Annotated in this window: 11 protein-coding genes; 9 read left to right on the top strand and 2 right to left on the bottom strand. The window is 51.1% G+C overall.

What is annotated here, in order from left to right; translation table 11 throughout:
• Positions 1–15: 15 nt before the first annotated feature.
• Together NSQ24_RS22555 and NSQ24_RS22550 are read left to right on the top strand one after the other, a co-directional pair.
• A complete protein-coding gene (locus NSQ24_RS22555) occupies positions 16–369 on the top strand; it encodes a nuclear transport factor 2 family protein (protein WP_003390076.1) in 354 nt (117 codons plus the stop codon).
• Between the two features lie 213 nt (positions 370–582).
• The gene (locus NSQ24_RS22550; RefSeq protein WP_338463196.1) at positions 583–1,548 is read left to right on the top strand and encodes a GNAT family N-acetyltransferase; all 966 of its coding nucleotides are present in this window, start codon (positions 583–585) and stop codon (positions 1,546–1,548) included.
• 69 nt (positions 1,549–1,617) lie between these two features.
• Here the strand turns inward: NSQ24_RS22550 and NSQ24_RS22545 are convergent, their stop codons facing one another.
• Entirely contained in the window at positions 1,618–2,178 is a 561-nt protein-coding gene (locus tag NSQ24_RS22545; protein ID WP_122957824.1) for a cysteine hydrolase family protein, read from the bottom strand.
• A gap of 263 nt (positions 2,179–2,441) precedes the next feature.
• On the opposite strand from NSQ24_RS22545, the gene NSQ24_RS22540 reads away from it, so the two are divergent.
• Positions 2,442–2,783, top strand: coding sequence for an MGMT family protein (locus NSQ24_RS22540; RefSeq protein WP_339166632.1), 342 nt, complete (start codon positions 2,442–2,444; stop codon positions 2,781–2,783).
• An 88-nt stretch (positions 2,784–2,871) separates the two neighbouring features.
• Here NSQ24_RS22540 and NSQ24_RS22535 read toward each other — a convergent pair whose 3' ends face one another.
• Positions 2,872–3,909: an acyltransferase family protein gene (locus NSQ24_RS22535; RefSeq protein WP_003390072.1), complete on the bottom strand. Its 1,038-nt coding sequence runs from the start codon at positions 3,907–3,909 to the stop codon at positions 2,872–2,874.
• Positions 3,910–4,178: 269 nt separating this feature from the next.
• Here NSQ24_RS22535 and NSQ24_RS22530 point away from each other — a divergent pair, with 269 nt between their 5' ends.
• The 6 genes from NSQ24_RS22530 to NSQ24_RS22505 all read left to right on the top strand — a co-directional run bounded on the left by NSQ24_RS22530 (position 4,179) and on the right by NSQ24_RS22505 (position 12,693).
• Positions 4,179–4,910 carry an SDR family oxidoreductase gene (locus NSQ24_RS22530; RefSeq protein WP_251237848.1) on the top strand — a complete coding sequence of 244 codons (732 nt, stop codon included), beginning with the start codon at positions 4,179–4,181 and terminating at the stop codon, positions 4,908–4,910.
• A gap of 107 nt (positions 4,911–5,017) precedes the next feature.
• A complete protein-coding gene (locus NSQ24_RS22525) occupies positions 5,018–5,590 on the top strand; it encodes a DNA-3-methyladenine glycosylase I (RefSeq protein WP_024985233.1) in 573 nt (190 codons plus the stop codon).
• 126 nt (positions 5,591–5,716) lie between these two features.
• The gene (locus NSQ24_RS22520; RefSeq protein ID WP_339166629.1) at positions 5,717–6,196 is read left to right on the top strand and encodes a GyrI-like domain-containing protein; all 480 of its coding nucleotides are present in this window, start codon (positions 5,717–5,719) and stop codon (positions 6,194–6,196) included.
• A gap of 325 nt (positions 6,197–6,521) precedes the next feature.
• Entirely contained in the window at positions 6,522–8,081 is a 1,560-nt protein-coding gene (locus NSQ24_RS22515) for an ATP-binding protein (RefSeq protein WP_339166627.1), read from the top strand.
• A gap of 87 nt (positions 8,082–8,168) precedes the next feature.
• Positions 8,169–10,724, top strand: a complete 2,556-nt coding sequence (locus tag NSQ24_RS22510) for a WG repeat-containing protein (RefSeq protein WP_339166626.1) — start codon at positions 8,169–8,171, stop codon at positions 10,722–10,724.
• Positions 10,725–10,992: 268 nt separating this feature from the next.
• The gene (locus NSQ24_RS22505; protein ID WP_024985236.1) at positions 10,993–12,693 is read left to right on the top strand and encodes a molecular chaperone HscC; all 1,701 of its coding nucleotides are present in this window, start codon (positions 10,993–10,995) and stop codon (positions 12,691–12,693) included.

Genomic DNA, 12,693 nt, shown 5'->3' with positions numbered 1-12,693 from the left:
CAGGGGGGCTTTTTTGTGCACAAGAACAAAACGCCGGAGGAAATCGTGCAGCAGCAGCTGCTCTGCTACAACAGCCAGGACTTGGCGGGATTTGTGTCCACGTATGCCGAGGATGTTTTGATCATGGAGCATCCGAGCGGAAATGTGTTGGTCAGTGGAAAAAAAGCGCTGACAGAACGTTACGCGAAAATGTTCCAGGAAAATCCGAACAACCATTGCGTTATCAAAGATCGCATTTGCTATTCCAATTACGTCATCGACCGCGAGGAAATTACGGGAAGAGACAATCGTGGAGCATTTGAAGCCTTGGCCATTTATGAGGTCAACGATCAGGTGATTAGCAAAGTGTGGTTTCTTGAGGCGAAGTGAGAAGCAAAACCAGTTTACTGTTCGGTTAAGAAGGGGCAGCATTCTGTTGGATCGCGTCGGATCGCGAAATGAACAAAAAGGCGCTGGGAAAATGTGGTTGCCGGGCTGGGATGGGTTGTGATACAATCAGCTTGTAACTATTAATGGTTATTTTGGTAGTTACATAAATTCGGTTTCAAAACCCGTTTTTATAAAAAGGAATGAGGGAAGCGAATGACAGTGGCCACAGTGCGCCCGATCAGACCGGAAGAGATTGATGATTTCGCAGGAGTAGGCAATAGCGATCCGGCCCGCGTGCAGGAGGTAAAGCGTTACGTAGAAAAGATGATCGCAGTCGGTTCGATGCGCCCGGAATGGTGCTTTGTCATAGAGGAAGCGAACCGGCTGCGGGGACGTGTAGCATTTTGGACACTGCCCAAGCTGGACAAACCGCTTGACTTGGTATTGCTCGATATTCCATGGGATAGTGAGGATTCCCTTTCTCTCGGCAAAGAACTGCTGCAAACAGCGCTGGAAGCCCTGCGCGGCATGGGAGTCAAGGAAGTGGGGCATGTGCTGGATACTCCTCCTTTGGCCCCCCAGTGGCAGACGTTTCCGACAGAGCGCAGGGAGCTGCTCAGAGAGATGGGGTTTCGCCTGGAGCGGGAGACCTGTCGCTTTGAGTGGAAGCCGGGTATTGCAGACATTCCCGTGCCTGCAGGTCTCTCCTTTCGCTCGCTCGCCGAAGTGGGCAACGAGGTCTTTATCGAAGCTGTCATGCGCGTATCTGAAGGAACGCTGGACCGTCGCATTTTGCATGACAGTGAGCGCCTGGGAGCAAGGGGACAAGCGCTGGAATTGTTTCAGGACCTGCAGCAGCTGGTGTATGATCCGCATTGGTGGCAGCTTGCCTATAACCAGGACGATGAATGCATCGGATTGGTGATGCCCGCGAAAAGCCCTGCCTTTGCTACGATCGGCTACATCGGCGTGATGCCGGAGCAAAGAGGACGCGGATACATCCATCAGCTTCTTGGGCGGGGAACGGACATCCTGCTGAAAGCGGGGGTCACTCCTATTCGGGCGGATACCGACGTGCATAACGAACCGATGGCCAATGCCTTTCGGAGGGCCGGGTACATTCAGTTTGCCACACGTTCAGAGTACGGACGCAACATTCATATAGAGATCCCACGATAGAAAAACACCCCTCCAGACAAGCGGGCGAGTCCCAGCATTGTCGGGAGGGGTTTGCTGTTTCATTCGCTTTTATCTATACTGATCGTGGGTCGGTTCAAAAACGTTTTCGCCTGAATGGCGCACCATGACAAAACCGCTGACATTGTCCAGACCATGCAGCAGCGCGTTGTGGTGAGCGATGATTCGCTCTGCCGAAAGAACATCGTTGCCAGTCGTCGAGTGGGCGTCTGCCACCAGTGTCACATCATATCCGAGGGTGGTCGCCCTTCTGCACGTCGTATCTACGCAGTATTCCGTCTTGCAACCGACGACTGCCAGATGGTTGATTTTCCGCGCTTGAAGTTCTTTGTGCAATTCCGTGAGCTGAAACGCGTCTGTTGCTTTTTTTCGGATGACCAGTTCGCCGGAAAGCGGCGCAATCTCGGGATGTATTTGAAATTCGGCCGAGTCTTGGGCGGCTACATCCAAATCTTGAACATAAACAACAGGTATGGACTGGCTTCTCGCCGTGGAAATCAGTTTCGTTATGGTCTGCAAAACGTCTTCCTTTTGAAAAACCGGACCGATTTCGGGTCCTTCGACAATTCCTACTTGTACGTCAATGACAAGCAATGCCGTTTTCCGCTGCATGCAGTACCTCCTCCTGAAATGGGGGGAGTCAATGGGTATGCATCCCCCTGCAGAATGACAAGTGGTGATGATTTGTATCGTAACGAGTGTTCAAATATGTGCTCATAACCATTCAGCTCCTTTCAAAAACCAGGATGGCAATCCCGTTAGTATGGGTAGGATTGCTTACCGAGTAGCGTAGCATAAATTTTCTGTCAAAAACAGAGGGGAAACTGGACAAACCTGCCAGTGGCTTCCCCGGCAGTAGAAAAGGAGAAAAAAGCATGCGGCCATTCACAGAAAGAGCGGTGGCAATCATCCGCAGTATTCCTCCGGGGAAAGTGATGACCTATGGGCAAATTGCCACGTTAGCCGAAAGTCCGAGGGGGGCAAGGCAGGTCGTCAGAATCCTCCATTCCATGAGCAATAAGCATCGCCTTCCGTGGCATCGCGTCATAAACGCGGAAGGGAAGATCAGCTTGCAGGAAGAGGAATCCCGGACCATGCAAATGCTTCTGCTGCAAGGGGAAGGGGTCGAGGTGATCGGCGGAAAATCAATCAACCTGAGCATCTACCAATTTCATCCTCAGCCCGCCATGCACCCGGATAGCGAAGACTGCTTCTGAGAGCAAGAAAGTGAAAGCAAAAAAGCAGGGACACCAAAATATATAAAAAGGCACCCAATCAGCTTGGATGCCTTTTTCGGCTGTCGTCTTATTCATATCTCTCCCGAATGACCCGCCACCTCGTCTTGATGAGGCTCTCAATGCCTTTCGTAATTTGCACCAGCAGGATGGAAGCAAGCCCCGTGCTCGCGTAGACGACGAGCAAATACATCAGCGAATACCACGTGTTGCTGAACAGCCACGAGACGTCATTTCCGAAAAGATCCTTCAGCCATTCCTTGTAGAGAATGAGGAAGGCCGAGTGAAACAGGTAGATAAAATAGGTAAGACCTTTGCGAAACTTGAGCTGTACCTTGTCGACCAGCTCCAGGAAGAAGACGACCATGACCAAAAAGGTAATCAGTGTCGCAATCACAAAGGACAGATGAACCGCCACATACATTTTGCTGGATAGGATGAAAAAGACAGCACTGATGACGGAGACGCTTGTAAACAAAATCAGGTAGGACTGTTTCCTTTGCAGGTAAGCAAAGATGGTTTCCCGATACCAGTACACCAGATGGCCGATATAAAACGTGAAGATCCACGTCGGGAGAAGATGGCGAGTCGTCAAGCCAAGCCACCCCTGGTGGAGGTAATTAATGTACACATATTGAACCGCCATGAATACCCAAATGAGAAAAAGGATGTTTTTCTTGGTAATCACATTGCGGAACAGGTAGGCGAACAGGTAGTACTGGCAAATCATAAACACAAAATACAGGTGGCCGCCCGTTTTTCCCAGAAAGATGTTGAAAAAATCTGTGGAAGTGCGAGGCCACACGTCATTGAGCAAGTAATGATACAAGACGCCGCACACCAGGAACGGCACGTAGATGTAGGTGAGCTTTCCCGAAAAGAACTGCCAAAAGCCCGGCTTTTTCTTTTCAAGCGTATAGGCGGTCATGTATCCGCTCACGATGGCCAAAAGCACTGTGCCATAGCGGCTGATCTGGTTTAAGGCAAGCACCCAGAAGGGATCGGTAAAGTCCAGCACGGAAGCGGTAAAATGACCGGCGACGACCAGAAAGGACGAAAGCAGTTGAATGAAAAACAAGGCTTTCAGGATCTTCGAGTCGGTGGACATAAGCAAGTAATCTCCATTCGTTTATTTCATGAAACATCATCATTTTCAATGAAGAAAAAGATGAAAAAGAATCAGTTTTCATGATAGTAAACTATTCTTTGAATTATATTAGAATACAGACAGTATGAAACATGTAAATTTTAAAGGAAAATTCCATCGTATGGTAACGAACTTGTTGAAGCTTGGCAATTCGTCAGCATGTTCATATGCACAAGGATGATATGCATGGATATTCAGATTCCTGATTCCGCAAAGGGAGGAAGCCGACATTGCTGAAAGAGAAAGCCATTATCGTTACGGGCGCTGCTTCAGGCATCGGGCTTGAAATTGCCATACAATGCATTCAAGAGAATGCCCACGTAATCGCCTGCGACCGAAATCGCGAGAAGCTTGCGGAAATCAAGCAATCTATCAACTCGGACGCGCTGGACGTATACACTTTGGACGTCACGAGATACGAGGAGGTTGCAAGCTTTTTCGCCTGGGCCAGCGAACGGCATCCCGCAATCAACGGGCTGGTCAACAACGCCGGCATTTATCTGGGAAAAAGCATCCTCGATTATGACGTGGATGAAATCGACCAGGTGATCAACGTAAACATAAAGGGATTCATCTACTTTTCGAGGCTGTTCGGGAGAATGCTGCTTGATCAAAAAAGAGCCGGAGTCATTGTGAACCTGTCATCCGTTTCGGGATTGGAAGGAAGCTCTGATGCCGTATACGGTCTGTCAAAGGCGGCCGCAGTCGGTCTGACCAAAAGCTGTGCGATGAATTTTGCGCCGTATATCCGGGTGAATTGCGTAGCACCCACACTGGTAGATACCTCGATGATGGACAAGCTGCCTGTGTGGAGAAAGAACGAATACAGAGAGCACGAGCTGATCAAGTCCCCGGTGCTGCCTGTCGATGTGGCAAACACGGTTGTATTTCTGCTGTCTGAAAAGGGGAGGAATTATACTGGCGCTACCTTTGATTTGAACAACGGGTGTTACCTAAGGTAATCGATGGAGCGAAACGAAGAGATTGATAAACAAGCGGCTCCGGTATATGATAGAAGAAACGGATTGCGAACGTTTGTTTGCAATGGTGAAAACAGGAGGACAGGCAGATGAACCGATGCGGGTGGGTGACACAAGATCCGCTTTACCTCGAATACCATGACAAGGAGTGGGGCGTTCCGGTCTACGACGACCGTCTGCTCTTTGAATATTTGAATCTGGAAGGCGCGCAAGCAGGGCTGAGCTGGTACACAATCCTCAAAAAGAGAGAGAACTACCGGCAGGCTTTCGACAACTTTGAGCCCGAAAAAATCATCAAGTATGACGAGCGGAAAATAGACGAGCTTCTGCAAAACGAAGGCATCGTCAGAAACAAGCTGAAGATCAACGCTGTTATTGCAAACGCCAAGGCGTATTTTCGGGTTGTCGAGGAATTCGGTTCATTCAGTGCGTACATCTGGTCATTTGTGGACGGGAAACCGGTCCAAAACCATTTCAAAGAGATGAGCGAGGTGCCCGCCTCCACAAAGGTAAGCGACAGGCTGAGCAAGGATTTGAAGCGGCGGGGATTCAAGTTTGTGGGAACCACGATCTGCTATGCGTTCATGCAGGCCGTCGGAATGGTAAACGACCATATTGTGACGTGCATGTGCTACCAGGGGAAACAGAAAAAAGAAGCATAGGGATATACAGGTGCAAGCGCCTCCGGAAAAAACGGGAATTGGCTGATCAAACATGACACCCAGTTGTCAACTTTCTACCCGTAAAATGTGTTTGTAAAGACAGAGACAATGAAGGGAGCAATTGGGATGGAACCGGCCTATGTTTTTCAGGATGCTTTGTACATAAAGGGGATTGCTGCCAGGACGACGAATGAGCGGGAAGCACGGGGAGAAGGAAAAATTCCGGGCCTGTGGGAACGGTTTTTCACCACGGATGTAAGCGGACGGGCGAAAGCAGTCAAAAACCCTCATCTCACCTACACGCTTTATGCGAATTACGAAAATGGAGCGGCTGGCGAATATACCGTGCTGATCGGCCATGAGTCGGAAGCTGGCGAGGCAGAAGAGGGGATGGAGGTCATTTCGGTACCGGCCGCGAAGTATGCCGTCTTTACCTCGGAGAGAGGGCCGGTCGGCACCGTCGTGACCGAAGCGTGGAAGCGCATCTGGGAATGGTCTGCGACTTCACAGGAGCGCCGTACCTTTACCGGAGACTTTGAATTGTACGATGCCCGTGACTTTGATCCGCAGAATGCAGTCGTTCGGATTTACGTAGCCGTTGAATAAGACAGCGAAGGAAGGGGCTGACAAGGAGCCTCCTATTCCTGCAAATCGGGACCGGAAACTTCTCCGGTCCTTTTTATGCCTGGAACAAAAAGGCCGCAATTGTATGAAGAAGGGGTCAGTGCTCGCAGCTCCTATTGCACGAAAATTCCGTTTATCTGTCGCCTCTCCTGTTTAAATGAGGGGAAACGGGACAAATTCGACAAATTTAAAAGGAGATTGCCCAGCTTTAAAAGAAAGAAGAACTACCCATGAAAAAATATCCAACGAAAGAAAGGGAGCAAACAGTTCTCTCACAAGCTGGGGAAAGGAGCAGGACGTGAACTTCATGGAAACGCATCGTGTAAAAAATGATGTGCACATCAGTCAACTAGCCTCAGTAGGGCAAATCGCCGCAGGGATTGCACATGAGGTAAAGAACCCGCTGACAGCCGTAAAGGGTTTTTTGCAGTTGCTCAAGGAGGAGCCGAATGAAACATACGTTGACATTGCCCAATCGGAACTGCAGAATGCTTTGGCTACGCTTGAAAACCTTTTGCATGTAGCCAAGCCCGATCTGGAGGAGGAGTCCATACAGTCCGTTAATCTTTCTGTAGAGCTGGAATCCTTGGTACATCTTTTTCAGGACCAATTGTATCGCGTGGAGATAAGAAAGAAAATTCACAATACGGACGCCTGCGTGTATGGACGGAAGAATCAGCTTAAAAAAGCATTTTTCAACCTGCTGAAAAACGCTTTTGAAGCGATTCCGGACAAGGGAGCCATCACGATTGAACACAAGGTGGAAGAGGAGCAAGTGGTTATCTCCATCATGGATACCGGAACGGGAATTCCGCAGGAAAAGCTGTCTATGCTGGGCACCCCTTTCTTTTCCACAAAAGTCGACGGGACCGGGATGGGACTGACCCAAGTGTTTTCTGTCATTCATCAACATGGAGGCAGGATTCAGGTTTACAGCGAGGAAGGAAAGGGTACACGCTTCACGCTGAGCATCCCCAAGGAATCAACAAGGTTAACTCGTGGAGTGATTGAATTGAAATTGCATTCAACAGCAGGCCAGGAGCTGCGGGATTTCTTTCTGGAAAATCGGAACGAATTCGAACAATGCTTGCTGGCTGAGGCGGTCAACGTCAAGGAGAAAATACACGAAATACAGCAGGTGGGAAACGTCAACTTGCTGGCGAACGCTCATAAGCTGGTCCTTTACATCGTCGATGGCCGCGAGCACGATGTGATTTCCTTCGCCCGACAGGAAGGGGTTGTCTGGGTCAAGCATTCGCTGACATTAGCGTTCAAGCTCGAGTGGGTGCAATCCATCCGCAGGGTTCTTTGGGATTTCCTGTACAATTATGACAAGCTGCAGAATCTCGAGAGCAGCCGGGAAAACTTCTACTCGCTGGAAAAACAAATCAATGAGTTGGTCGATCGGTTCCTTAATTATTTCTTTATCAGCTACTCCGATTACAAGGAGCAGCTTATTCAGAAGCAGAGAGAACTCGTCGACTATTTATCTGTCCAGTTCATTCCGTTAAAGCCTGCCATGTGCATTTTGCCGCTGGTAGGAGCGATAGACAGCCATCGTTTTTCTTTAATTGAGGATAAAGTCATTACGCAGATTGGCACGAATAAAATCGAGGTGCTGATTTTGGACCTCTCCGGCGTTGCCGAAATGGAGATAGCCGTGATGGAACGCTTCTTGCACCTGCTCGAAGGCATAGCGATGATGGGCTGCAAGGGTGTCATCACCGGTATGCGCCCGGAAATCGTAAAGGTCATGATCAGAAACGGAATATCGTTTGACAGTAAAGCTATTATGAAAGGAACGCTTCAACAGGCCTTGGTGGAGTACATGACGCCGGGACCTGAACCGGAAATCCCCCCGGTGTAACGGCTGTCGCATGGCCAGCATTTTGGGTCACCACCTGTATTTGCCCACATATGATATCTCAAAACATTTACATGGGAGAGTTAGGCAATGTGGGATAAACAGCTGGAACTTACGGTAGATAAGCTTTTGCCCTGTGGAGCAAAGATCCTCGCAGCAGCAGGGAAGGCGCCGTCGGACGAGGCTCCCTCGCCGTTTATTTGTTTGCGCGATCTGGACGGCGATGGAGAGGCAGAGCTGGCTGGCGCCTACAGGTGGGTCGGGGAAACCTTTTTCACGGTATGGAAAAATGGAGCGGACGGCTGGTATGCAGTCCAGACGCTTTCCAGCAGAAAGGCGGTCATTTGCGATCTGCACACGGCGCCTGTGACCAGCAGCGAAAAGTTTGACGTCATCATCGGCTGGCAGGCTGACGGGGAAGCTGCGTTGATTCAAACCCGGCATGATTGGCCGTTTGTGCTGACAACCAGAGAAGCGGGAGAAGCGGGAGAAGCAGAGCCAGCCGCGCTTGCTGTCTATGAGTGGACGCAGCGCGGGCTTTTGAACAGAGCGATGCCCCCTCTCTCCTATCACAAGCTGGAAGTAGCCGATCTCGAATCTGCTGCGGGAGTGGACGGGATTGCCGAGATCATCCTCTGGCAGCAGGAGGAGGGAGGGGTGTATACGGCCGATGTGTACAAATGGAACGGGGAGCGATTGCAGCAAGCCAATGATCGCTTTCCTTCCTATTTTCAGCAGATAGCTGCGCAACTTCGGGAACAGGCAAAAGAACGGCCGGAAGATGCGAGTCTCTGGTACCAGCTTGCCAGTGCCGAGCAAAAAGCAGGACTGCCGGCACAGGCGGTTCACTCGCTCGCTACAGCGGTGAAGCTGCGCCCGTCATCCGCCGGAAAATGGCAGTCGGTTATCCGGTTGATCCGCAGCGAGCTGCAAACCAGGGCTGCTTTGTACCCCGCCCCCGTCAAAACGGCAGAAGGTACAAAATGGGGGTACATTGACAGAAACGGACGTTTTATCATTTCACCTCGTTTTGACTACGCCGAAGATTTTCAAAATAACGGTTTGGCCGTCGTGCAAGCAAACAACCACAGCGGCCTGATCAACCAGCTCGGGATATTTGTCGTAGGTCCTATTTATCAGTCGATTGCCCCCTTTTCCGAAGGGCGGGCAGCCGTTGTCGATGACCGCGGCTTTCGGGTCATTGATGAAAGAGGGAACATGTTAACGGCCACGCCTTACTCCTATATCGGAACGTATAAGGAGGGGCGGGCAGTTTTCACAAAGGTCGATGCACAAGGCCGTTCCCATTACGGCTACCTGGATCTTTCCGGCACGGAAATTATCCCGCCGGTGTATATGTCTGCCAACGACTTTCAGGACGGAAGAGCGCTTGCGCAGGTCAGGGAGGGAGAATTCGCCCTCATCGACCGCAGCGGGAAGGCGCTTCATTCCTACCAGCATCCCTATGTAGGACCGCCGGGAGACGGCCTGTTGGCATTCTCGGAGACGGAGAGCGGCCCCAAGGGCTACATCAATGAATCCGGCGAGGTGGTCATCCCGCCGCAATTTTCGGTGGCCTTGCCGTTCGAAGCGGGAAGAGCCATCGTCAATGCCTCCAGGGATTTCTCGGAAAATCTGTACGGTCTGATCGACAAGACCGGGGCGTACGTGATCAAGCCGGAATACAACGACATCAATATGCTGGGAGCAGGGCGTCTCGCTGTTGGCCGGGCAAAGGATCCGAGCAAGCCCTACATCGGATCGGCCTATGCGATAACGGACACAGACGGCCGTTTCCTGACCGATTTTCTCTACGACCAGGTCGCCGAGTACAAAGAAGGGGTAGCATCTGCAACCGATGGCCAGAGAACCTTTTTCATCGACAGAACGGGACATGTGGCGAGAAATCTTCCGGTCGTCCCGGGCAGCGGAACGTTGACGCTGGAAGGGGAGCTGGTCAAGGCGTTTGTCGATCAACGGATATCCTACTATGACCGCAGCGGAAAACTGGTCTGGAAGCAAAACACCGCCATCCCGCTGACTGGTCAGTACCGGGTTGTCGAGCACAAGTACGCTCCGAACAGAGATTATCTCGTCTACTACCCCGAAATCAGGGGCATGGCGAACAGACAGGCGCAGGAGGCGGTCAACCAACGTTTGCGTGAGCTGTCCCAGATCAAACCGATTGATCCAAATGCACAGTTGGATTACAACTACTTTGGCGATTTTGCTGTGGCGTTCTTCAAAAATCGGCTGGTGGAGCTGGAGCTGACCGGCTACAATTACCCGTTTGGCGCCGCTCACGGAATGCCGACCATGACTTATGTCCCGATTGATTTGGTCAGCGGACGGATCTATGCTCTGAAAGACCTGTTTAAGCCGGGCAGCGATTACGTCAGGGTACTGAGCGATATCGTCGGCAACCAAATCAAAAACAATCCCGAATACTCGTACGTTTTCCCGGACTCCTTTAAAGGAATCAGTCCCGATCAGCCTTTTTATGTCAAGGAAAACGCCCTGTATCTCTACTTTGCTCCGTATGAAATTGCGCCCTACGCTGCAGGCTTTCCGACGTTCCGCATCCCTTTTTCGCAGATCGCGGACATCATTGGCGAGAATGGGGATTTTTGGAGATCGTTTCATTAAAATAGAGGAAATCGAGAAGCGCAGGTCTGCCTCAACAGCAGATTTGCGCTTTTTTGCGAAGAAAGAAGCGAGACGAGGCAAAACGCCGGTTTGTGCCATTTGCGGTCCGCACAGCAAATGGCAGCGTGGTCCGAAAGTCCTGTTTCATTTGCTTGTCCTTATATATAGGAAAAACGATTCATGATTTTTCCAAAAGTGAAAGTTGATTCAATATATTGGCAAATGCTATGATTACTTTCAAGAATTTTTTGTAGGATGTGATCGTATTATGCCGATTATTGGCATTGATTTAGGTACGACCAATAGCCTGGTTTCTTGTTGGACAGAGGAGGGCTCAGTGATCATTCCCAACGCTTTGGGAAGCAACCTGACGCCTTCTGTTGTGAGTGTAGATGAAAATGGGGAGATCCTCGTCGGACAAGTGGCCAAGGAGCGTCTGATTACACATCCCCATCTGACAGTAGAGACATTCAAGCGGTATATGGGCAGCAACAAAACCTTTCAGCTTGGATCGTATACATTTTCCCCGGAAGAGCTGTCTGCATTTGTCATCCGTTCGCTGAAGGAGGATGCAGAGGCATTTCTGGGAGAACCCGTGACAGAGGCCGTGATCAGCGTTCCGGCTTATTTTAATGATGCGCAGCGAAAAGCCACGCAGAGGGCTGGAGAATTGGCCGGCTTGAAAGTGGAGCGGCTGCTCAATGAGCCGACGGCGGCCGCGATCGCCTACGGTCTGCATCTCCAGGACCCGGAAACCAAATTCCTCGTCTTTGACCTCGGGGGCGGGACTTTTGACGTCTCCGTCCTGGAGCTGTTTGATCAGGTCATGGAGGTCAAAGCGATTGCCGGTGACAACTACCTGGGCGGCGAAGATTTCACCGAGCTTCTCTGCTCGCACTTTCTCCAGCACCATCTGCTGACAGCGAGCGATGTCAGCGAAAAAGCGATGAACGCCTTGCGTAAGCAGGCGGAGCTGTGCAAGCGGCAGCTCGGCACAGAAAAGTACGGCACGATGAGCTGCATGATCGATGACAAGACCTACGAATTGCAGATCGGCCGGGATGAATTTGAAGTCATTGCAAAGCCGCTGCTTGCTCAGCTCCGCGCTCCGATCGAGCGGGCCCTGCGCGATTCGTCGATTACTCCGCGCGAGCTGGACGCTATCGTGCTGATTGGCGGCGCTACACGGATGCCGCTCATCTATTCGTTTGTCGGCAAACTGTTTGGGCGCCTGCCTGCATCGCATATCCACCCGGATGAAGCCGTGGCTTTGGGAGCGGGGATTCAGGCCGCGATGAAGGAGCGGAATGAAGCGCTGCGGGAAGTGGTATTGACTGACGTCTGTCCGTACACGCTCGGCACTATGGTCGCGGTCGAGACGGACTCGGGAAGCTACGAGTCGGGTCATTTTTATCCGATCATTGAACGCAACAGTACGATCCCGGTCAGCAAGGTAGAGCGGCTTTACCCTGTGCACGAGAACCAAAAGGTGATCAAGGTGGAGATTTATCAGGGAGAGAGCCGTCTGACGAAAAACAACATCAAGCTCGGGCAGATGGAAATCCCGATTCCTCCCGCCACCGCTGGCCAGCAGGCTGTGGACGTCCGCTACACTTACGATATTAACGGCATTCTGGAAGTAGAGGTCACCGTCGTCGAGACGGGCGTGAAAAAACGGATGATTATCGAAGAGAACCCCGGGGCCGTTTCCCGCAAGGAAATCGAGCAACGTCTGAAGGAGCTGGAGGCCATCAAGATCCATCCCCGAGACAGGATGGAAAACAGGCTGCTCCTGGCACGGGGAGAGAGGATGTACGAAGAATCGCTGGCGGAAAAACGGTACGAGATCGCCCAAGCCTTGCAGCGCTTCGAAAATGTCCTCAAGCGTCAAAATGATGCGGAAATCAAGAAGGAAGCGGAGCTGCTGAAGGCTGTGCTGGATCGGATTGAGAGGTGCCAGGACTATTAA

The organism is Brevibacillus sp. FSL L8-0520 (assembly GCF_037963895.1).
GTDB classification, from domain to species: domain Bacteria; phylum Bacillota; class Bacilli; order Brevibacillales; family Brevibacillaceae; genus Brevibacillus; species Brevibacillus borstelensis.
This window is presented reverse-complemented; position numbering and strand designations above follow the sequence as displayed.